The sequence below is a fragment of the Flagellimonas amphidinii genome (assembly GCF_013090115.1).
Classification (GTDB): domain Bacteria; phylum Bacteroidota; class Bacteroidia; order Flavobacteriales; family Flavobacteriaceae; genus Flagellimonas; species Flagellimonas amphidinii.
In genome coordinates this window covers 1-21,553 of record NZ_JABFNN010000015.1, presented here as the reverse complement: position 1 = coordinate 21,553, position 21,553 = coordinate 1, and the positions used below count along the sequence as shown (strand labels likewise).

18 protein-coding genes are annotated in these 21,553 nt (G+C 39.0%); 10 read left to right on the top strand and 8 right to left on the bottom strand.

The window, feature by feature from the left end; translation table 11 throughout:
- Nucleotides 1-55: 55 nt before the first annotated feature.
- Nucleotides 56-1,309, bottom strand: a complete 1,254-nt coding sequence (locus HJC33_RS00400) for a hypothetical protein (protein WP_171656814.1) — start codon at nt 1,307-1,309, stop codon at nt 56-58.
- A 19-nt stretch (nt 1,310-1,328) separates the two neighbouring features.
- A complete protein-coding gene (locus HJC33_RS00395) occupies nt 1,329-2,564 on the bottom strand; it encodes a serine hydrolase domain-containing protein (protein ID WP_171656813.1) in 1,236 nt (411 codons plus the stop codon).
- A 302-nt stretch (nt 2,565-2,866) separates the two neighbouring features.
- Between HJC33_RS00395 and HJC33_RS00390 the strand changes: the two genes are divergently transcribed.
- From HJC33_RS00390 to HJC33_RS00345, 10 genes are all read left to right on the top strand, one after another.
- The gene (locus tag HJC33_RS00390; RefSeq protein WP_171656812.1) at nt 2,867-7,276 is read left to right on the top strand and encodes a T9SS type B sorting domain-containing protein; all 4,410 of its coding nucleotides are present in this window, start codon (nt 2,867-2,869) and stop codon (nt 7,274-7,276) included.
- A gap of 9 nt (nt 7,277-7,285) precedes the next feature.
- On the top strand, nt 7,286-8,233 hold the full coding sequence (locus HJC33_RS00385; RefSeq protein WP_171656811.1) for a PorP/SprF family type IX secretion system membrane protein: 948 nt from the start codon (nt 7,286-7,288) through the stop codon (nt 8,231-8,233).
- 1 nt (nt 8,234) lies between these two features.
- A complete protein-coding gene (locus HJC33_RS00380) occupies nt 8,235-10,184 on the top strand; it encodes an OmpA family protein (protein ID WP_171656810.1) in 1,950 nt (649 codons plus the stop codon).
- A 154-nt stretch (nt 10,185-10,338) separates the two neighbouring features.
- The gene (locus HJC33_RS00375; protein ID WP_171656809.1) at nt 10,339-10,878 is read left to right on the top strand and encodes an RNA polymerase sigma factor; all 540 of its coding nucleotides are present in this window, start codon (nt 10,339-10,341) and stop codon (nt 10,876-10,878) included.
- Nucleotides 10,875-11,420, top strand: coding sequence for a hypothetical protein (locus HJC33_RS00370; protein ID WP_171656808.1), 546 nt, complete (start codon nt 10,875-10,877; stop codon nt 11,418-11,420). Before HJC33_RS00375 ends, HJC33_RS00370 begins: the two co-directional genes overlap by 4 nt.
- Nucleotides 11,401-12,489 (top strand): hypothetical protein, encoded by a 1,089-nt coding sequence (locus tag HJC33_RS00365; RefSeq protein ID WP_171656807.1) that lies wholly within the window; start codon nt 11,401-11,403, stop codon nt 12,487-12,489. Before HJC33_RS00370 ends, HJC33_RS00365 begins: the two co-directional genes overlap by 20 nt.
- A gap of 82 nt (nt 12,490-12,571) precedes the next feature.
- Complete coding sequence (locus tag HJC33_RS00360; RefSeq protein WP_171656806.1) at nt 12,572-13,228, top strand: hypothetical protein; 657 nt, start codon at nt 12,572-12,574, stop codon at nt 13,226-13,228.
- Nucleotides 13,218-13,400, top strand: a complete 183-nt coding sequence (locus tag HJC33_RS00355; RefSeq protein WP_171656805.1) for a hypothetical protein — start codon at nt 13,218-13,220, stop codon at nt 13,398-13,400. The genes HJC33_RS00360 and HJC33_RS00355 overlap by 11 nt, the downstream gene beginning before the upstream one ends.
- A 29-nt stretch (nt 13,401-13,429) precedes the next feature.
- The gene (locus HJC33_RS00350; RefSeq protein WP_171656804.1) at nt 13,430-14,263 is read left to right on the top strand and encodes a GIN domain-containing protein; all 834 of its coding nucleotides are present in this window, start codon (nt 13,430-13,432) and stop codon (nt 14,261-14,263) included.
- Between the two features lie 79 nt (nt 14,264-14,342).
- The gene (locus HJC33_RS00345; protein ID WP_171656803.1) at nt 14,343-14,930 is read left to right on the top strand and encodes a precorrin-2 dehydrogenase/sirohydrochlorin ferrochelatase family protein; all 588 of its coding nucleotides are present in this window, start codon (nt 14,343-14,345) and stop codon (nt 14,928-14,930) included.
- A 91-nt stretch (nt 14,931-15,021) separates the two neighbouring features.
- Here HJC33_RS00345 and HJC33_RS00340 read toward each other — a convergent pair whose 3' ends face one another.
- From HJC33_RS00340 to HJC33_RS00315, 6 genes are all read right to left on the bottom strand, one after another.
- Complete coding sequence (locus HJC33_RS00340) at nt 15,022-15,774, bottom strand: LytR/AlgR family response regulator transcription factor (protein WP_171656802.1); 753 nt, start codon at nt 15,772-15,774, stop codon at nt 15,022-15,024.
- Between the two features lie 1,014 nt (nt 15,775-16,788).
- Complete coding sequence (locus HJC33_RS00335; RefSeq protein WP_171656801.1) at nt 16,789-17,454, bottom strand: hypothetical protein; 666 nt, start codon at nt 17,452-17,454, stop codon at nt 16,789-16,791.
- A gap of 210 nt (nt 17,455-17,664) precedes the next feature.
- Nucleotides 17,665-18,045, bottom strand: a complete 381-nt coding sequence (locus HJC33_RS00330) for a hypothetical protein (RefSeq protein WP_171656800.1) — start codon at nt 18,043-18,045, stop codon at nt 17,665-17,667.
- 233 nt (nt 18,046-18,278) lie between these two features.
- A complete protein-coding gene (locus tag HJC33_RS00325) occupies nt 18,279-19,289 on the bottom strand; it encodes an alpha/beta hydrolase family protein (protein WP_171656799.1) in 1,011 nt (336 codons plus the stop codon).
- Nucleotides 19,290-19,304: 15 nt separating this feature from the next.
- A complete protein-coding gene (locus HJC33_RS00320; RefSeq protein ID WP_171656798.1) occupies nt 19,305-20,249 on the bottom strand; it encodes a PorP/SprF family type IX secretion system membrane protein in 945 nt (314 codons plus the stop codon).
- Nucleotides 20,250-20,264: 15 nt separating this feature from the next.
- A partial coding sequence (locus HJC33_RS00315; RefSeq protein ID WP_171656797.1) for a T9SS type B sorting domain-containing protein occupies nt 20,265-21,553 on the bottom strand: 1,289 nt, incomplete at its 5' end.

The following is a 21,553-nucleotide window of genomic DNA, read 5'->3' as shown; positions in this document are numbered from 1 at the left end:
TCATATCAAATGTGCTATAGGGTTTTTAGAGTATCGATTGTTTTTGAAAATGTCATCAAAAGGCTTTTTTGACCTTTGTCCATTCCCTGTTGTTCAAATTGATATCGCCGTTAGGGGTATAAAAAAGGTCATTGTTCTGAATGTAATTTCCATTGCTGTCCATCCAGTATTCGGTGGAACCCGCATCAACTTGGTAGTTTTTATTGGTAAGGGGATTGTAAACAGTCTCCTGTTCATTGATCATGTTAATGAACTGTTTTTGGCCAACATCACTTCCCGTTCCAAAATTTCGGTTCATGAATGAAGCATGATTTGCATCCTGTGCAGCCCAAATACCCTTCATTTTTTCTTGATGAGCATTAAATGCGGCCTGTCTGTTGGCCATGTTCTGACGGTGCATGGCATTTGATCTTTTCATCTGTTCTGCTGCTTCCCTTTGGCGCTGTTGGGAGAGGTGAGCCATATATTGCTCCCATTCTGGATTTTCTTTGGAGTTTGTAGCGGCTTTGATCGTTTCGTCAAGAGTTTTTTCAAGAACATCTTCGTCTACAAAGAGGTAGTCTATGGTATACATCCACATGGTAAAAGACATCATGTCCATGGGCTGTTCCATGGCAATTTTGGTCACGGATGCAATGGCACTTTGACCGGAACTATTTTTCCATTGGGTGGCGTAAAAATCAAAACGTTCAGAACCTGTTCCATTGGTTCTGATCTGGTTTCCAATGTATTCCCGGATTTTAGGGAGTTGTCTTTCGCCCACAAAAGTGAACCCGCTTTGGGTCATACGTTGTTGTATCTCCTGTTGAAACAACTGTTGGGAGTTCACCTCGGGCTTCAATATTTTAGAAAAATTGGAGTTGCCATAGGAAATCATTCTTGCTATCTCCGGGTTGTGATAGTGCAGATAAAGTTTTGTCGGCGTGTTGAAGGTTTTGAGATTGTTGGGGCCCTCAATTTGAATCAAGAAGGTGGGAACTTTTTGGTCAAATGTGTAGATGGGCTTAGAAATAACATTCCAGCTGGAAGGATACTTGGAAGTTTGCACTATTAGCCCAGTTCGTATGTCCCTTAGATGATGGGTTTTGTATCCTCCCACCGATTGGGCAAGGCGGTTGAACCAACTTTCTTTCTTCTCAATGGTTTCTTCCGATTGATTTTCCATAAAGAAGATGTCATCTTCTCTTGGTTCCTGTTCCTCAGCAAAATCCTCATCATAGCTTTCTTCGGAAAAACTTTGAGGAGCATTGTTTTTGCAGGAAAAGAACAAGGAAGCTACTATGCAAATGTTTAGAAGTTTGATTTTCATAATGTTCTGATGAATGGTTTTAGAACTGATCTAGATCGGTTTGCCAGGGAAGGGAATTGTTCTTTATCATCTCCAACAATAGATCTTGAAGGTCAAAATCAAAATCGGCATGATCAGTTCTTCTGTAATTGAGAAGGATTACGGCACTTTTTCCATTTTCACCTATCATAAACCATGTTCGGGTACCGGGAAAACTGCCAGTAAAGAACAAAAGGTTTTCACTTTCCCAAACCCCGATTCCTTTTCCAAAGTTTAGTTGGTGTTCCGATACTTGCTTTCGCTGGTCAATGGCAGAAGGGCTAATGATGTCCTGACGATTGGGAAATCCGTCTATGGCCGATAAAAAACGCAGGAGGTCAGGCGCACTGACAACTCCTCCACCATCCCCATCCCTTCGGGATGCTATAGTATAAATATATGGCAAGTCTGCTTCGGTGCCGTAATATTCTACCTCGTTGGGTTCCCTGTCTTCTTGTCTATAGGTGGTTATTTTAAAAGAGGTAATTCCTGTTGATGAGATAAGGTTTGCAATATAGTCCTCATATGATTGGCCGCTTACTTTTTCTATGATTCGAGCCAATAGCCAATAGCCAGTATTGCTATAGTGGTAGCTTTCTCCCGGGGCGTGGCTTAAATCCCAATTGTTGAGAATGTATTCTATGAAATCATCACTGTTTAGTTGTGGCTGATAATCAATGGGGTCTCCTCCGGAACTTGCAGCCCAACCGCCAGCTTCGTTCATTAAGAGGTGGTCAATGGTGATGTTCAATTCATCAGCAGTTAACGAAGCTGTCCCAAAATCATCCCCGAGAATTCCAGTTGAGCCAAAAACCTTATCGTCCAAAGAGAGTTGGTTTTCATCTATCAATTTCCAAATTGCGGTTGATGTAAACACTTTAGTGATGCTTGCCAATCTAAAAACATCATCTGCTTTTGTGACGGTACTGTTTGCCGTATTGGAAAACCCATACCCTTTGGTGTAAACCATTTTTTCGTTGACACTTACCGCTAAAGCCGCTCCTGGCACATCATATTTTTGCATAAAAGTGGCAACAGCATCATCAACTTGGGCAATATCATTTTGACTTACCGGATCGGGGTCTGGAGTTGGATTTGGGTTGGGATTAGGGTCTGGAGTGGAACCTATATCGGGGTCTGGAGTTGGGTCTGGCTCTTCAGAACTGCATGATAAGGCTATCAGAACGAAAAATGCGGTCGTAAATCGTAAGAGCAAACGGAATAGTGGTGTTCTCATTGGTTTAATGTTTTATAGCGTTTGCCTTACTATCGAATGAATTGGAAAATGTCATCAAGAGACCTGAAAAAAGATTTTAACAAGAGAAGAAATCACTTTCCTTGAGAGCAGTGATATAGGAAAATATTTTCAAGTTTTGTTTTTACTTCTTCCGATGATGGCAGATGATTGGTTGGACATCCTTCGTTTATCCGATGTTTCACAACAAATGATCGTTGAAATACAACATATATTCCGTTTAGTCAAAAGATGTGAATATGTTTAGGTATCCTTAGATGTAAGGACAACCTCATCTGTAAACTATGAATATACTTCCCCCTTACCATAAAAAAGGGATAGCTACCTTTCTTTTTTTGATGTTGTTCTGTTGGGTGCAGTGGGGATATGCACAAGATTGTTCCATAGGTACAGGTACACCGGAAACCATATGTGATAATCTTGGCACTTTCAATTTAGCGGGGACTTCTTCAGGTTCCTTTTTGGTAAACCCATCATGGTCCCAAATTGCTGGACCAACGGTGACCATAACGGATCCGACAGATCTAGCTACTTCGATAACTGGTTTTGTAGGTGGAAATACGTATACGTTTCGGTTGAGTGCAACATGTGCGGATACCACCCCTGTATTTGAGGATGTAGATATAACCGTTGAACCTGAAGTAACCTCAAATGCCGGAATGGACCAAACTTTGAGTCAGGTAACTTCTGTTTTTTTAAGCGCAACGGCCCCTTCTTCAGGAATAGGTACTTGGGGACAGACTTCTGGACCTACTTTGGTCACCTTTGCTGATGCAAATGATGAGAATACCCAGGTTTTTGGAATGGTGGAAGGTGCTTATTTTTTTGAATGGACCGTTTCCAACGGGACATGCCCGGCCGTTTCAGATGCAGTTGGTGTATCTATTGAAGCTACGGATTTAGAATTGGAACTATTGGCCAGTACAACCACTCCAGATATTGGTGATGTGGTTACGTTCACCATTAATGTCAGTAATCTGGGTGATGTGGCCGCTTCCGGGGTTTCCATCGAAAATTTGGTGCCCCAGGGCTATGACAATATAGTGGCCATAAACAATGGGGGAACCTTCAATTTTATTTCTCAGGCCATCACCTGGACCGGACTCAACGTTCCCGTGGGAACCAATACCGCTGTGCTAAACTTTACTGCGACCGTACAAACACCAACAGGTACTCCAAACGAATTTTTACATATTGCCGAGGTTACATTTGCCAATGAGATTGATACGGATAGTTCTCCCAACAATGATGATGGTGATCAAAGCGAGGATGATGAGGTTTCCTTGGCCGTTTCACCTCAGCAAGCCGATTTATCTTTGATAAAAACAGTAGTAGGCAACGAATTTACCCCCAATGTAGGGGAATCCATAAGTTTTGAGATTTCAATTACCAATAGCGGGCCGGATGATGCTACCAACGTAGTAGTAGTGGATCAATTGCTTTCTGGTTTTGATTTTGATTCCTATATCGCCACTGCAGGAACGTATGATGATACCACTGGATTTTGGCAAATTGGAACTGTTTCCAATGGAGCTACGGAAACATTGACCATTGATGTCACAGTAAATTCATCAGGAAACTATACGAACACGTCCCAAGTAATTGCTTCGGATGGGTTTGATATCGATTCAACACCAGCTAATGGTGTTTCTTCTGAAGACGACCAAGGAGATGTGACCATCACCCCAGTGAATGTTGTTGATCTTTCTTTATCAAAAGCTGTGGACAATCTTACGCCCAATGTAGGATCTAATGTTTCTTTTACGTTGACCATTACCAATGATGGCCCAAGTGATGCTACTTCAGTATTCGTTACGGATTTAATGCCTTCGGGATTTGCCTATGATTCTGATGACGGAGCAGGGGATTATGATGATGCCACCGGAATATGGGATGTGGGAGCTTTGGCCAGTGGCGACACGGAAAGCTTGAATATTATAGCATCGGTAAATCCAACAGGAACATATACCAATACCGCTGAAATTACAGCTCACGACCAAGCTGATATTGACTCAACACCAAACAATGGTTTGTCCGCAGAGGATGATCAGGATGAGGTTACATTGAATCCAGTTCCAATTGTTGATATATCCATTACACAAAGCGCAAATGACCTAACTCCCAATGTGGGAGATCAAATCATATTTACAATTACAGTGGCCAATGATGGTCCCAGTGAAGCAACCAACGTGGTTGTGACCGATTTTCTACCCTCAGGATATGCCTTTGTGAATGCTACTCCTTCGGCAGGATCGTACAATCCATTGATTGGTTCATGGCTTGTAGGAAGTTTGGCTAATGGCGCTTCCGAAACATTGACGCTCATCGCTGATGTCTTGCCAAGTGGAAATTATACCAATACTGCGGAACTGACCGGGTTAACCGAAACTGATGTAGATTCCTTCCCTGCCAATAATGATGGTACCGAAGATGATCAAGAAACCGTAGCACCTGTTCCGGTTCAGATATCTGATCTGATTTTACGCAAGTTTGTGAATATATTGAGTCCGTTGGTAGGGCAACAGGTAATTTTTGATGTGAATATTTCCAACGAAGGCCCCAGTGATGTTGGTGGGGTGGAAATATTGGACGTATTGCCATCAGGCTATACTTATGTTTCCAGTACACGAACAGCTGGGAGTTACGATTCAGCAACCGGAATTTGGGATTTGAATGGTATTCTGCCCAACGGTACCACCGAAACCTTGACCATTGTTGCAACGGTAAATGCCACGGGAGATTATTTTAATGTAGCTGAAGTTATAGCTTCGGATAATTTGGATCCAAATTCAATCCCCAATAACACCAATTTTTTTGAAAATGATTTGGACAGTGCTGGAACTACACCCATCCCGGCAGCGGATTTGATGCTGGAGAAATCAGTGGATAACGAATTCCCGGATGTGTTGGATACGGTGACCTTCACACTGACCTTGACCAATGAAGGCTCAAGTGATGCCACAGGTGTTGTGGTTCTGGATGAACTGCCTACAGGATACACCTACGTTTCTGATGATTCTGGGGGAAGCTACAATCCTGCCAATGGTGCTTGGAACGTGGGAACCCTACTAAATGGAAACAATATGGTACTGAACATTGCTGCTCAAGTCAATCCAACCGGAAATTATTTGAATACCGCAGAGGTATTGGCCATGGTTCAATTGGACCCGGATTCAACACCGGGCAACAATGACCCAACGGAAGATGATCGGGACGAACAAAGCACAACCCCAAGAACAGTAACTGATATTTCCATCACCAAAACGGCGGATAATATGAGCCCTTCAGTAGGGGATGAAATAGTTTTTACGGTTACCGTAAATAATGCCGGACCCAATGATGCTTCAGGTTTGGTCATTGAAGATCAGTTGGCTACCGGATACCGTTTTGTTTCGGTCACCACTACTTCGGGAACCTATGATGCCATCTCTGGCGGATGGGATTTGCCAAATATGGCAAGTGGCACATCAGAAACCATGGAGATCACCGCACAAGTATTGTCCAGTGGAAACTATACCAATACGGCCGAACTGATTGCCTTGGATACTTTTGACCCAGATTCAACACCCAACAACAATTTAAGTTCAGAAGATGATCAAGCTACGGTTGTTCCTGTTCCAGGCGGATTAGCTGACCTTTCATTAACAAAAATAGTGGACAACGCCTCTCCCAATGTGGGTGATGTGGTTCGTTTCACCATAAGTGTCACCAATGATGGATTGAGCAATGCCACGGGGGTTGTTATTCAGGACCAATTACCGATTGGTTTTACCTATCAATCGCATGTAGCCACCAACGGAATTTATGATTCCACTTCTGGAATTTGGACTTTAAACGGAATCATTTTTAATCAGGATACAGAAAATCTGGAGATTTTAGCCTTGGTAAATGCCCCTACGGGAGCATCGGATGAGTATCTAAATACAGCATATATATTCGCAAGTGATTTTCCGGACCCTGATAGTGATGCAACTCAGGGTGTCTCCATTGATGATTTGTCCGATGGCCTGCCAGATGATGATGAAGCCAGTGTCTTGGTAATTCCACAGACCACTGATTTGGCCATTACCAAAGTGGTCAGCAATACCAGTCCAGCTATTGGCGACGAAGTTGAATTTACCATAATTGTAGTGAATCAGGGAGGTTTTCCTACCACTAATATTGGCATTGAAGAGCAATTGCCAGCAGGTTATGCTTTGGTTTCAGCGAATGCTTCACTTGGTGTTTACGATGTGGATTCAGGATTTTGGGAAATAGACCTCCTTCGGGTTTCAGAATCTGGCACGCTTCAATTGAGAGTAGAGATATTGGATGTTGATGATTACTTAAATACAGCAAGTTTGGCTTTTGCGGATCAATGGGATATGGACACTTCCAATGATGCTGATCAAGCATTCGTGGAACCAACATGTTTGACCATCTACAATGAGTTTTCACCCAATGGTGATGGAGTCAATGAGTTTTTCAAAATCGATTGTATATCACGATACCCAAACAATAGGCTGCAGGTATATAATCGTTGGGGCAATATTGTTTATGAACAACGCTTCTATAATAATGATTGGGATGGCACCTCCAACGGAAGGGCAATAGTTCAAAAAGGAGATGCCTTGCCAGTGGGAACGTATTACTATGTGCTGGATTTAGGCGATGGCTCTACGCCACGAACAGATTGGTTGTACATAAATCGATAGAAAAAGAATATGAGAGGTATAAAAGGAACATACAAAACAAAGGGAAGGCTAATAAGTGGCCTTTTGGTGTTGTTGCTTTTTTTGCCTTTAGTTTCCAATGCACAGCAGGACCCCCAGTTTACCCAGTACATGTACAATACTTTGAGCGTGAACCCGGCCTATGCAGGTTCTCGTGGTCATCTAACCAGTTTGCTGATGCATCGCTCCCAATGGATGGGAATCAACGGTGCGCCCAATACTCAGGTTATGTCCGTGGATAGTCCTGTGGAAAATAATGTAGGAGCTGGCCTTGTATTGGCCAATGATGTTTTGGGGCCTTCTTCGGAATTTTACGTAGATGGAAATGTTTCCTACACTGTGCAATTGGACAGTGCCAATCGAAGATTGTCTTTTGGTCTGAAGGCTGGAGGAAGATTGTTCAATGTAGATTTTTCCAAAGGATTGATGGAAGACCCGGATAATGCATTTCAAGAAAATATTTCCAATAAATTTTTCCCGACCATTGGCGCGGGAATTTATTACCATACAGGAAAAGCCTATCTGGGATTTGCCGTCCCCAATTTTTTCTCGCAAAACCATTACGATGGACAAGAACAAGAAATTGCTGCTGAACGCTTACACTATTACTTAATTGGCGGTCGAATTTTGGATTTGACGCCAGATGTAAAGTTCAAGCCTGCCTTTTTTGCCAAATGGGTCCCAGGCGCTCCTTTAATTCTGGATGTATCGGCCAATGCCATGCTGAAAGAGACCTTTACTTTTGGGTTGTCCTATCGCTGGGATGATTCCTTTTCCGCCTTATTGGGACTACAAATATCACCAAATCTTAATGCTGGCTATGCCTATGATCTAACTACGACCAATTTAGGGAGCTATACCAGTGGCACCCATGAAATCTTTCTTCGATACGAGTTCAAGACCGTGGAGAAGAAGTTAAAATCCCCCAGATTTTATTAAGATGAAAACGCTAAAAACCAACATACTCGTATTTGCCGTCTTATGGTGCTGTAGTCTTTGTGCTCAGTTGCAGTACAATGATGCAGACATCAATTTTGACAATATGATGTACATGAGGGCAGCAAAACAATATGAAAGTATGGTGAGAAAAGGAGACGATTCCCAACACGTGCTTCAACGCTTGGGGGATTCCTACTTTTTCAACACTGATATGAAAAATGCCGTAAAATGGTATGCTGTGCTTTTTTCCAAATATGAAAACGTCTTACAGCCACAATACATTTTTAAATATGTACATGCGTTGCAAGGAACGGGCAATTATGTGCTTTCTAAAGCCATCATGAAGATATACAAGCAACAGTTGGAAGAATCAGGTTTTACGGTGGGCCAATTGAAGAACAATGATGAGAGAATGGATGAGTTGATGAACCGTCAGCCTCAATTCTATATTTCCAATTTGTCCATTAATACATCAGTGTCAGACTTTGGAACCATGTATTATAAAGATAAGATAGTGTTTTCATCAAGCAGGGATTCGTTGAAATTGGAGACAAGGATTTATGAATGGAACCGACAGCCTTATTTGGACTTTTTTATGGGTGATGTCAATACGCTTGGGTACGATTTGGACAATATTGCTTCTTTTTCCCCGATTTTAAATACGAAATACCATGAAGCTGGTGCAACCTTTACTCCAGAGGGAGATGTCATCTACTTTACCCGAAACAACTTCACCAACCAGACCTTGGGCCGAGATGATGAAGGGGTCAATCATTTAAAAATATACACTTCCAAACTTGGACAAGGGGGATGGGCGGAGGCTTCTGAAGTGCCTTTCAATAGCGATAAGTATTCCGTTGGGCAGCCAGCACTCAGTCCAGATGGCAAAAAACTATACTTTGTTTCTGATATGCCAGGAGGGTATGGGGGAACTGATATTTATGCGGTCGACGTACTTGCGGAAGGATCTTTTTCAGAACCTAAAAACCTAGGGCCCACAATCAATACCAGTGGTAGGGAAATGTTTCCCTTTATCACGGAAGAGAAAATTTATTTTGCTTCTGACGGGCATCTGGGTTTTGGTGGATTGGATGTTTTTGAGAGTGAATTAGGAAAAGATGGCTATAGCATTCCCAATAATTTGGGAAAACCCCTGAACAGTAATCGAGATGATTTTGCCTATATCGTGAACGAAGCTACACAAAGAGGCTATTTTTCTTCCAATAGAGGAGGTGGAAAAGGAGATGATGATATTTATTCTTTCCGTCGTATGGAAGAAATTTGTGAACAAACGGTAAAGGGAAGTGTGGTAAGAATGGTCAATGCCCAACCCATTGTTAATGTAAATGTGGAACTCTTGACCGCTGATGGAGAAATTTTGGGACAAACATTGACAGACCCTTACGGTGCCTTTCAATTGGATCTAGCTTTGGATTGTGAGTCAGATTATTTGCTGAAAATCAGTAAAAAAGGTTTTGAGTCTAGTCAAAAAAGCTTCAGCACATCCAAAGAAAAGGATTTGGTAAATAATGTTGCCATGGAAATCACCAAGGAATTGAATAAACTCATCGTTCAGGAAGATGGTGTCCTCAAAATAAAGATCGACAATATTTATTTTGATGTGAACAAGGCGGAGATTCGACCAGATGCTGCCCAAGAACTCAACAAGATTGTTGAGGTGATGAAAGAGTATTCCAATATGGTCATCAAAATTGAAGCGCATACAGACTCACGCGGAAGTGATCGCTACAATGAAAGTCTTTCAGACAAACGGGCCAAAGCCACTGGAAGCTATATTATTTCGCAAGGAATTGAGGCCAATCGCATAGAAAGTGCCATTGGTTATGGAGAAAAACAATTGCTGAATCAATGTAGTAATGGGGTAAAATGCACCAAGGATGAACATGATATGAACAGAAGATCGGAATTCATCATCGTAAAATTGAATTAACCAAACTTAAACATAACCTTATGCACCAAGCCTCCAACTTTGTTGGGGGCTTTTCTTTTTTTTCTCGTTTGATGCAACCCTTACATTTTTTCATTGTCATTGGTATAGAATGAAATAAGATTATTTTTAGTCATTGAACAATCGTCCAGGATTTTTGGAAGCAAACGTACGTTTTACGCACCAAGCTCTAGTAGAGCAGAGTAAAGAAGGGAACCGGAATGCACAATACCAGTTGTATGGGCTGTACGTGGATGCCATGTTCAATATTGCCATGCGATTGTTGACCATAAGGGAAGATGCTGAGGATGTCGTTCAGGAAAGTTTTGTGGAAGCCTTTAAAAAAATGCACACGTTTCGTTTTGAGAGCACTTTTGGAGCTTGGTTAAAACGTATAGTGATCAACAGAAGCATCAACCATTTGAAGGCAAAACGATTGTTGTTCTCATCCATGGAAAATGAAGGAGAACCGGTTGAGGAAGAAAACGTTGACGGGTCACAACAACTGGAAATAGAAAAAATAAAAGTTGGACTGACGCAGTTGCCCGAAGGATATAGGCAAATAATTACCCTATATCTGATTGAAGGATACGACCATGTGGAGATAGGGGAGATTTTAGGCATATCCACCTCGACCTCCAAGTCACAATACCACAGAGCTAAAAAGAAGCTTATTCAAATTGTAAATGAACTATGATGGACAATTTTGAAAAATATATAAAAGAAAACAAACAGGCTTTTGATGTCCATAAGGTGGACAAGGATAAGCTTTGGCAAGGAATTGCCGGGCAATTGGAGGAAGAAGTCAAACCGAAAGTAATACCGTTGTGGAAATCAAAAGCGTTTAGGGTGGCTGCATCCATCGTGTTGTTGGTGGGCTTATCACTAACTGCTTTGTTGAGTATCAGAGGTACGGAAACAAACATGGAAGGGTATGCCAGTGAAGAGCTCTTGGAAATCGATATGCACTACCAACATTTGGTTTTTCAGCAGGTGCAGTTGGTAAAAAATAGTACTAGGCTCACAGATCAAGATAAAGAGGAGTTCTTGTCCTTTATGGATGAGCTTGATGAGGAATACAAACAGTTAAAATTGGAAATGCAGAGTAATTTGGACAATGAGCGTGTTTTGGAGGCCATTGTAAATAATTATAAAAAGCGAATTGAACTGATAGAAAATTTATTGAAACAGATCAATGCTTCTAAAAAAGAAATGGATTATGAAGGCTATATTTTGTAAAAACATCTGGGTAGTAAGCCTATTGTTTTTTTGCACTGTTGTGGTTCAGGCCCAAAGTGAGCATAATAAGCAATGGAACAAGACCTATGATCTATCCCCAACAGGAAAGGTGAACATTGAGAACAAGTATGGTAATGTGGTTGTCAATGGCTGGGAAAAAAATCAGGTGAAGGTATCTGTGGCTATCCAAGTTAGGCATAGAAAAGATGAAAATGCCCGTAAACTACTGGACCGGATTCAGCCCAAAGCAGTGCAGGCAGGGAACTTTGTGCAATTTATCTCGGAAATACAGGATAGGGATGCCAACATTTTTGCCAAATACTTTAGTAAGGCCAATCCTTTTGATTTTGATAAATCCAATGTGCAAATAGATTATGAGGTGTATTTGCCCAAAAATGCGGAACTCAACATCACCAACAAGTTTGGAGACATCATCATTGATGGTTGGGAAGGGGATTTGGAAACCGATTTACAACATGGCGATATATGGATCAATGGCGATATATCCACAGCAAAAATTGAGATGCGCTTTGGGAAATTCAATGCTAGGAAGGTTGACTATGGTAATATTAAAATGGATAACGGCTCCATTGATATTGAAAACGCCCAAAAGTTAAAGATTATATGCAGCGGCAGTGATGTGCGATTGGATGAAGTCTCTAATTTGGAAATCTACTCGAGCAAAGATGAAGTTGAGCTGGAACAAATTGGAGATTTGCGGGGCGACTTTAAATTTTCAAATGTTGCCATAGCAAGTGTAACAAACGAAATGTTCTTGACACTAAGAATAGCAGAAGTGGAAATTGGAAAAGTGCTGAAACCAGATGCTAAAATAAATATTGTCCAAGAATCTTCAGAAGTGAACATGAATATTTCAGGAATGTCTTTTGAGTTTACGGCAACTTTGGAACAAGGACTTTTAAGGGTGCCAAAAACTTTCAAGAATGTCAAAAGCCATGTCTCCAATGCCGGGAGTAAGATAAGGGACATTACCGCTACGTATGGTGCTGGAAATCTTGGTGACTTTTCCATAAATGGAATAAAAGGAGTGATTGTACTTACGGATTGATTTAAAAAATCAAAAAAAGTTGCGGTTAGGTGCAACCCCAACAAAATTTAATTGTCTTTAAAACGAAACCAAAAAACACATCATGATACAACTGAAACCATTACTTCCCATACTTCTTTTAGGATGTATAACCTGGGGCCAAGCCCAGGAGAACGGAGATTACATTGAATTTAATGATCGTAAAAATGTAGTGCATGGGGTTTACCTTGGACTTACCACCTACTACGGCGAAATAAACAGTAAGGATACTTATATAGGTGGGTTAAAAATTGCTTATGTGGCCAACAGACAGTTTGAAGTTGGTTTTGCCGCCAATTTTCTATACTCCGAACAAGACAATCCCTTGACTTTGAATGAAGATTTGATAGGGGGATACGCTGGATTGCACCTAGAGCCTATTCTATTTAGCAAATCGTTGGTAAATCTTTCTTTTCCGGTATTGATTGGGGCAGGAGGCTTCGGCTATCTAGGTAATGACTTTGATGATCCTATTGAAGATGTTGATGAGGATGATGTTGATGCCGTTTTTATTGTGGAACCAGGCGTTAGTGTGCTGTTCAATATTTCAAGATATCTGCAACTGGAAGCTGGAATGAAATATCGTATTTCCAGCAAACTGGAACTTGATGCCAATCCTTTGAGGAATATCAATGGTTTCTCTGGAGGAATTGGAATTAAAGTTGGGGTTTTTAATATGGGTAGAAATCGATACAAAAAACATTTGGGAGATGATCAATAAATCAAAAAACGTAAAACAGTCAATCCATAAAGGATTATCTACAAACCACGTGTTCACAGATAATGGGACCGTGTTCATAAGAAGTGCCCAAACCTTGGAAAATGATGAATGGTCCGCCATCAACTTTCATTGGATTCCTGTGCTGAAACTAGAACGGGAGCTGGGAGCATAACCATAATACTACATCAAAAAACGTACATCATGAAAATTTTAAAAAAGATTTTTATCGCTTCGGCGGTAAGTATGCTGGTGACCTCTTGTTACCATGACACAGTGTGGGTGTCTGATGAAATTTCGACCCGACACTACGATTTTGACAACATTACCTCCTTACAGGTAGCAACTGATTTTAAAGCCTATGTGACTTTTTCAGAAACTGAAGAAAGTGTTTCCATCCGAGCAAATGATAATTTATTTTCTAGAATGGATGTCTACATGGAAGGCAGAAAACTAGTTGTCAAAATTGAAAACAATGTACATGTAAAAGGAAAGGAAACCTTGAATCTTTATGTTACTACAAGAAATATATCAAAATTCAAAGCATCTTCAGATGCTGCAATTTTCTTGGAATCACCTCTTAATACCAGTGATGTGAGCATAGAATTGAGTTCAGATGCGTATTTTGAAGGAGATATAACCGCAACGGATTTTGAGTTAAAGGCTTCTTCAGATAGCGAGGCGTTTTTGTACTTGGACGCTCTGGACTCTTACATGGATCTATCATCAAACGCCTATCTCCGTGGGGAAGCTAATATTGAAAATGGAACCATTAGACTTTCTTCAGATGCTGTGGTTGACCTTGACGGAACTATTGATGATTTGAATGCTCGATTGTCTTCTGATAGTGATCTGAAGGATTATGGGCTTCGTGTTGAAGACCTTGAAATTGAACTTACATCAGACAGTGATGCTTATTTAACGGTTGACAATACGATTGATGTAACCGCCAACTCAGATAGCACATTGCACTATAGAGGAGATGCAGAGATTATACGTCAAAATCTTTCCAGTGATGGAAGAGTGATAAAAAACTAGCAAAGATTATAGTATAGGTTGTAATTAGGCAAAGCCTTTAAGGAAAACGCATAACTTTGGGACTGAAAACGAGAGTTATATGGAACGGAATGAGTTATATCCCATTTTCTTAAAGGTTTCTAATCTTAATATACTTATTGTTGGTGGAGGAAATGTAGGTTTGGAAAAGCTTACATTTCTATTGAAATCCAGTCCTAATGCAAAAGTGCAAATGGTAGCTCCAGAATTTCTGCAGGCAACATTGGAACTTGCCGGCAAACATGAAGTAGATATTGTAAGGGAACCCTATCATAAAGATTTTTTGCAAGGAAAGCATATGGTCGTGTCCTGTACCGATAGCGTAGAGGTGAATGAAGAAGTTTATCATGATTGTAGGGAGCGAAGCATATTGGTTAACGTAGCGGACAATCCTCCTTTTTGTGATTTTTATATGGGTGGAATTGTCACCAAAGGCAATGTGAAAGTTGCTATTTCAACCAACGGAAAATCACCAACAACAGCAAAAAGACTTCGTCAGTTTTTTGAAGATGTATTGCCAGAGAACATTGATGATTTAGTAAAGAACCTTAATGAATATCGAAAAACTTTAAAAGGGAATTTTGAGGAAAAGGTTGAGGCCCTGAATGAATTCACTAAAAGTCTGGTTGATAAAAAAGAGAACTCTTGATCAAACTTCCAATTTACATTAGAAGAGATATATTGAAGGAATTTGGCTTATTCCCGAATATGGCTAAACCAACCATTCAATAGTCTTAAAATTAAAGACTTTTCATGGCTGTGATCAAATCTTCTTTTTTTCTTGGTGAAATACTAACATGCATATCATTGCTCATTATAATATAGCCACCATCAGATTTAATATATTTTTTTACCTCATTAAGATTGATCAAGTAACTGTTGTGAACACGCATAAATTGTTGGTCGGACAACAGGTTTTCATATTCTTTTAAATGCTTACTTACCAATAGAGAGCTTTTGTCCCTTAAAATAAAGGAAGTATATGATCCATCTGCTTTGCATAGAATGATATCTTCAATGGCAATGAATTCCATTCCAGCTGTAGTGGCCAGACAGATTTTCTCTTGCTTGTTTCCGCCTTTTGATAGACTTTGCATTAAAGTATCTATTTGCTGACGGTATACGTTGGTGTCCATTCTGTTTCTAGCCTTCTCCACAGCATCTTGTAGCTCGGTTAAATCTATTGGTTTGAGTAGGTAATCCAGCGAACTGAATTTTATGGCCCTGATGGCATACTTTTCAAAAGCCGTTGTAAAGACAATTTCAAAACTAGGTTCCTTGACTTGCTCCAGGATATCAAAACCAGTACCGGGTTGTAATTCTATATCCAAGAATACAACATCTGGACTATAAATAGATAATACTTTGATTGCCTCCTTAACAGAACTTGCAGTGGCAATAACCTTTACATCATTACAAAATTCTTCCAACATGGATTTTAAAGTTTCCATGCTACGCTTTTCATCCTCAACTATAATTACCTTCAATGTCATGAATCCTTCTTTAATGTTTTGCAAATTCTCCTATTCATTACTTTTATCTTTTCTGACCTTTGGTTTTTTGGTGAATATTCTGTTTTAAAACTATATCCCTTATAAAATTATTGTGAGGCCGAATTTAATCTGCAGAAAGGATTTATTCCATTTTTTACAATAGAAAGTATTATCAAATCCAAATTTGATCTATTCTGGCGATTGTTTTCTGGCTCTTAAAAATTAAGGTATGAATATTTTTTGTGTTATACGTAATGGTTTTGAAGCTTCATCTGAATCATGTATAATTTAGGTGCTTTTTCACATCCATGCAATCGAATTTTCTTACCTGTTGTTTTTCAATCTAAAATTTTCAATAAAGAGGAGGATAGGGATTGTTAATTTCTACGGTGTCAATGTGAATTGGTGAAATGTAGAAATTGGGTCGTTGTTAAGTGGAGAATTTGAAATTATACTAGAATACTACATATAACCTTTATTGTAAATAAAACCCACCATTTTCTTTTCCTTGCGGAACCATTGCGCAGCATAACCCCATACTAGCTATTGGTGCTTAAAAGAAAGTACTGATGGTGGGTTAATCATAGTAGTGTAGTGTATAGATGTTATAAAATACTTTTAGATGTTGGGTTGCACTATCTCCATCGCCAGAACTGAAGATATTGAGCATATATGCTATTGTGCAACCCAAGACTAAATATTTAATTATGTTCAGATTACTTTGAATAAAAGTAGTTCAGGGTTTTTCATTTTTTTCTGGTGAGTTGATAAACCTGTTATTTGAATTGACATATTACTAGTATGGATTAATGGTTGTTATTGCCTATGGTAAGAGATTATTTTTTTACTGAAAGTCCAGATTTATTTTTTATAGAACTAGGGTATTACATAAATGTTCTGTAGAATAAAGAAGGATTTCCTAAAAGGAAACCCCTCTTTGCCATGTAGTAAACACGAGAACACTAAAGTTTGCGAATTTTTACGGATTCAAATTTTAAGTAATTAAGTTAGAATTTAACCAACAGGGGATAGTTCGTGTTTTTTTGTATTAATAAAAGTAGGTGGTTCATTATTTATATTGCTCGAATGGTTTGGTTTTACATGCCCTTTAAAATCTATCAATGCAATGTTGCTTAAATACTCCAGAACTTCTTCGTAATTATTGATATTTACTCCAGCTCTTTGGAGACCTTTATATATTTTAGATTTATTTGATAAGGTTCCTTGTTCTCCAAACAGTTTTTTATCACTGGATTTAATAATTAGAATTTTCAGTTTGGATAAATGCCATGCTGGTACATAAAAATTGGAAACACCGTCTTTTGAAGATTTGAAAGTGATATATGCCTTCCCTACATTTTTGTAAACATTTGCCGTATATCCCAAACTTTCATTATTAATAGGGAGTTTCAAGCAAGAATCTTCGGATTCTAGGTAAAAAAGAATAGGATTGTTAAACAATACTTCTTCTGTGAGTTCTGGAACATTCAAACTAAATGCCCAACCAGGCAGTTGACCTTGAATATCAAAAGAAAGAAGTTCTACTGTGTTTGTAGCCAGCATTGTGATCCGTTCTTTTGTAGTTTCAATAGTGGTCGTTGATCCGTGGCACAAAACAATGGGATAAGCAATAATTACTGCTGCACAAATCAAGGTCCAAATAATTGTTAGTACTTGCATAGGTAGTATTTTAAAAATTTGGGAACTTTTAATCTTATACTAAGGAACAAAATATGATTGGTTAAAAATGACAAGAATATACAGATGCCCAGTTTTGATTGATAAATGATGTCTCATCGACCAAAAGCATGTTTTATCGATGAAAGAGATTGTGTCAAAGTCGATTTTTGAAGGTGTACTTATTTTATCCATAACAGGGCGGTAATTTATTTAGCTTTCTCCTTCATCGTCCTGGTGCTCCAGTTGTCCTACCAATTTCAATACATCATAATTGACAATTTTTCTGGTGCTGTAGTTTCTTTTGATATGATTCACATAAGTGTGAATTTCCAGAGTATAATAATTTTCCAGCTCAAATATGGAGTCCTTAACTAAGTCGGCATTTTCTTCAGTTGCATTTTTACCAAAGGATCGGGCGTGGTAAACAGTTTTAAAACTATTATTTTCTTCATCCATCCACTCAATAGTGACTTCTATGAAGTCATCCATTCGCTCTCGTAATTTGTAAGTGGCACGTTTGGGAATGTTTCCAATTTCATATTCTAACTTAACTAAGTTCAAAATCCATTTCTCAAGAAAATTTTCTTTCATGTCGATTAAGTTTTAGGTGTTCTGATTTGGGCCCCTTTGGGGATATTAATTTGATTTTCTTTTTTGTGAGATTGAAAATTGAGGATGATGGTTCGTTCCCTATTTTGGATTATCAAATCCCGTGGCTCTAGGAAACACTTTAGAGAGGTTGATTTGCCTATTGTCCTTGAGGTAATAGTTGGACAATAAATGGCTTTTTGTTATTCTAAAAACTATATGGAATTAAAGAGGAATCATTCCATATCCAATATTTTTTTAAACCATATTGTTGTTTTAGATCTTGCTAACTTACTTTGTGGAACGTCATCATAATCAAAACCATGACCTACCCCTTCATAGAGATAAAATTCCACTGGATCACCTTTTTCTTTAAGAAGGTCAACTAAACAAATCGTATTTTCTGATAAGTATCCTTCTTCGGGAATTTGATAAAGCAAGGGGGCATAAGTTCTATAGATATTACCTTGTAAACTATTTTGTCCGCAAGGACTTGCGCCCCAATAGTTATACCCACCAGAACCACCATAATAGAAAACACCGCCTGCAAAGCCTACTTCAGGTTTAGGTTCCGGGGCCATTACTCCAGAAGATGTCGTATATTTTTTTCCATTATAGCTTTGGGTCCATTCCCATTCAATAGGTGTGGTATCAGTATCATAAAGGGTAGATGCCACTGCACTTGCTCCATCGGAAAACCCAAGTAATCCAACATTTTCAGGTCTGATTACTACACTGCCATCTTCAAACCGCAGTTTTTTTAATAATGCCAAAGTAGCATTGGCATCCCTTGAGCGAATGAATTGTGAACTTATCTTAAAGTTGTCAGGAGCTTCGGCCCATTTGCCCGTTCTGGTTGTTGCCCCCCTCCCGGAATAACTGTCCACATAGGCCCCTACAATACAATTTTCATTGAAAAGTTCTGACCATTCATTGTTTTGACCTGACATGCTTCCTGTTGATGCGTCATGGTTTTTCCACATACCATCAGAACCATGCAGTACAACAACAGCTGGATAATTTACATTTTTGCAATCCTTCGGGAAGGATAAATATACAGGTACTTTGGCATTGCCTACAATGAGGTTGACAATAGTATCTGTTGTTGTTTCTGAAATAATGATTTCTTCACCAGTTTGATAAAATGGAAAATCATTTAGATCATCACTACAGGAAAAGTAAAGGGTAGAAATGCATAAAAAGATAAGTAGGTTGACTTTTTTAAGTGTGTTTGGGAAAAATTTCATAATTGATTTAAGGATTTAATATGTACATGTGCAATTGGAAATACCTTGAAATAAATCAACCCCTAAGGTTAATACATGTGTTCCTTTGGAATAACCAAGTAATTCGTTCATAATGACTTGATAAGAGTACCCGAAATAAAAATCACCTTTCTTTAAACCTATAACAGGAGCAACATATAATGGACTTCCAAGTTGATCGTTCAAAAATCTATAAGTGAATCCAGCATAGTAGTAATCCAAGAAGTCATACCATCTGAATTTTATGTTCATATCCGTAACAGACCTATTGTCATTTTCAAAATATTGTACAAAAACAGAAGGCTCAATTTCAAATTCATCTCTTTTATGCTTACGAAATTTATATCCTGAATAGAGATAATAGCTGCGTAAGACATTGGGTTCAAAAATTGGATTGAATTTTTGAAAATTCTTGTTAAGAATATTGGAAGCATTCAAGCTTAAATAAAAATCTCCTTTTCGGTACAATGTACCAAGGTCAAAATTTGGATTGCTGGAGGCACGATCGTTTACGACAGCTAAATCATTATTGTCTTTAAAGTTTTCAATATCTATTCTAAATTGATTCAAATTGAAAGACAATGCCATTGAAAAAAAGTGATTTTCATATTTATTGATGGTCAAATGATGCGCAAAAGAAACTTTCCCTCCCCGTTGTTTGGTTTCGCCATTAGAATCATTGTAGAGAACCATCCCAATACCTGATCTATTCCCAAGTCTTACATCTGCTGACAAAGATTGGGTGTCTGGAGCATCTTGAATACCAACCCATTGGGTCAAGCCGTTCATTCTAACTTTAACATAGTTGCCTATTCCTGCATAAGAGGGTGACATTAAAAAAGGATTGTCAGATAAATATTGAGATAGTTGGGGTATAGTCAACTCTTGAGCTTGCACTAACCATCCGCTTATTAACAATATTGACATTATGATTCTCTTCATTTGTTTCATAAATTTTTATCTGTACAATGTAAAATGTCCAACATATTCCCGTCCTGATCCATCGTTGAGCTTTATTATGTACCAATAATCTCCAGAAGGCAATGGTTTAGATTCATAGTATCCATCCCAACCACGATTTGAGCCCCCCATTATTTTTATTTTTCTTCCATATCTGTCGAAAATGTAAGTTTGAATATCTGGGAATAACTCGATGTTTCTTGGTGCCCAAAAATCATTTTGACCATCATTATTGGGAGTGAAGAAATTAGGTATTGATAAATCTTCAAAGTTTAGTGTAATACGCTCTGATATTTCACAGCCATTGGCATCAACAACTCTAACTACAAAGGTTCCATTTCTATCTATACTGAATGTGTTTGTATCTGATGCTGGATTGTCATCAAAGAAATAGATATAAGGAGCAGCTCCTCCTGTAACATTGGCAGTGATTTCATTTACACTGGAGTTTGATAAGGAAAGCCCCAATTCTTCTATGCTTTCAATCGTAAATGGAATTTCCGATAAACACCCATTAGTATGCAGTATAGATAAAACATGATTGCCAGGACTTAAGTTTTCGAAGCTAGGAGTTATTACAAAGTCATCTGGATTTGTGGAATCTAAAGCATATAAAATATCCTGACCTATTGAAGGGTCAACCAAATCAACTACAATAGAATTGATTAAAGTTCCAGATTCACAAGAGTAAACAGGTTCAACCAGAGCATCAAGATTTGGTCCTCCAGGAAGAATATCAAATGTTGTCGAGGTTTGGCATCCATTACCATCCGTAACATTAAGCGTATAATTCCCCGGAGTTAATCCATTGATAACAAAATTATTATTCGGGAATGTTTCAGAGGGTTCTGAGTTCAATTGTACAATATATGGTGCTAAACCACTTGCTATATTTACATCAATAAACCCATCACCACTTTCCCAACATGATTCATTACTGACATTAAGAGATAATGACACCGTGTTTATGGTCACAGTGAAAGAATTCTCGGCATCGGGACAGATTCCTGCACTAGGATTGAACACATAGACTGTACTAGTTGTTGTGATGATATCTCCTGCAAATAAGGCATTTCCCCCTCCATTGGGTGCATCGAAATAGTTGCCGTTTGTTAGGGATGGGAGCACATAAGAATCACAAATCTCAATATCTGCTGGATTGTCCACCACCGGCGCGGGTGTGATCGTAATTGTGACAGTAGCAGAAGTTGCTGGGCATCCAGCCGCTGCAGCGTGTGAATATGTAAAGTCATAGGATCCTGTTGTAAGTCCTGAGAGATCAACAT

Coding starts and splice junctions, on each gene's coding strand:
- HJC33_RS00400 (WP_171656814.1), bottom strand. CDS start 1,309: ATGAAAATCAAACTTCTAAACATTTGCATAGTAGCTTCCTTGTTCTTT.
- HJC33_RS00395 (WP_171656813.1), bottom strand. CDS start 2,564: ATGAGAACACCACTATTCCGTTTGCTCTTACGATTTACGACCGCATTT.
- HJC33_RS00390 (WP_171656812.1), top strand. CDS start 2,867: ATGAATATACTTCCCCCTTACCATAAAAAAGGGATAGCTACCTTTCTT.
- HJC33_RS00385 (WP_171656811.1), top strand. CDS start 7,286: ATGAGAGGTATAAAAGGAACATACAAAACAAAGGGAAGGCTAATAAGT.
- HJC33_RS00380 (WP_171656810.1), top strand. CDS start 8,235: ATGAAAACGCTAAAAACCAACATACTCGTATTTGCCGTCTTATGGTGC.
- HJC33_RS00370 (WP_171656808.1), top strand. CDS start 10,875: ATGATGGACAATTTTGAAAAATATATAAAAGAAAACAAACAGGCTTTT.
- HJC33_RS00365 (WP_171656807.1), top strand. CDS start 11,401: ATGAAGGCTATATTTTGTAAAAACATCTGGGTAGTAAGCCTATTGTTT.
- HJC33_RS00360 (WP_171656806.1), top strand. CDS start 12,572: ATGATACAACTGAAACCATTACTTCCCATACTTCTTTTAGGATGTATA.
- HJC33_RS00355 (WP_171656805.1), top strand. CDS start 13,218: ATGATCAATAAATCAAAAAACGTAAAACAGTCAATCCATAAAGGATTA.
- HJC33_RS00350 (WP_171656804.1), top strand. CDS start 13,430: ATGAAAATTTTAAAAAAGATTTTTATCGCTTCGGCGGTAAGTATGCTG.
- HJC33_RS00345 (WP_171656803.1), top strand. CDS start 14,343: ATGGAACGGAATGAGTTATATCCCATTTTCTTAAAGGTTTCTAATCTT.
- HJC33_RS00340 (WP_171656802.1), bottom strand. CDS start 15,774: ATGACATTGAAGGTAATTATAGTTGAGGATGAAAAGCGTAGCATGGAA.
- HJC33_RS00335 (WP_171656801.1), bottom strand. CDS start 17,454: ATGCAAGTACTAACAATTATTTGGACCTTGATTTGTGCAGCAGTAATT.
- HJC33_RS00330 (WP_171656800.1), bottom strand. CDS start 18,045: ATGAAAGAAAATTTTCTTGAGAAATGGATTTTGAACTTAGTTAAGTTA.
- HJC33_RS00325 (WP_171656799.1), bottom strand. CDS start 19,289: ATGAAATTTTTCCCAAACACACTTAAAAAAGTCAACCTACTTATCTTT.
- HJC33_RS00320 (WP_171656798.1), bottom strand. CDS start 20,249: ATGAAGAGAATCATAATGTCAATATTGTTAATAAGCGGATGGTTAGTG.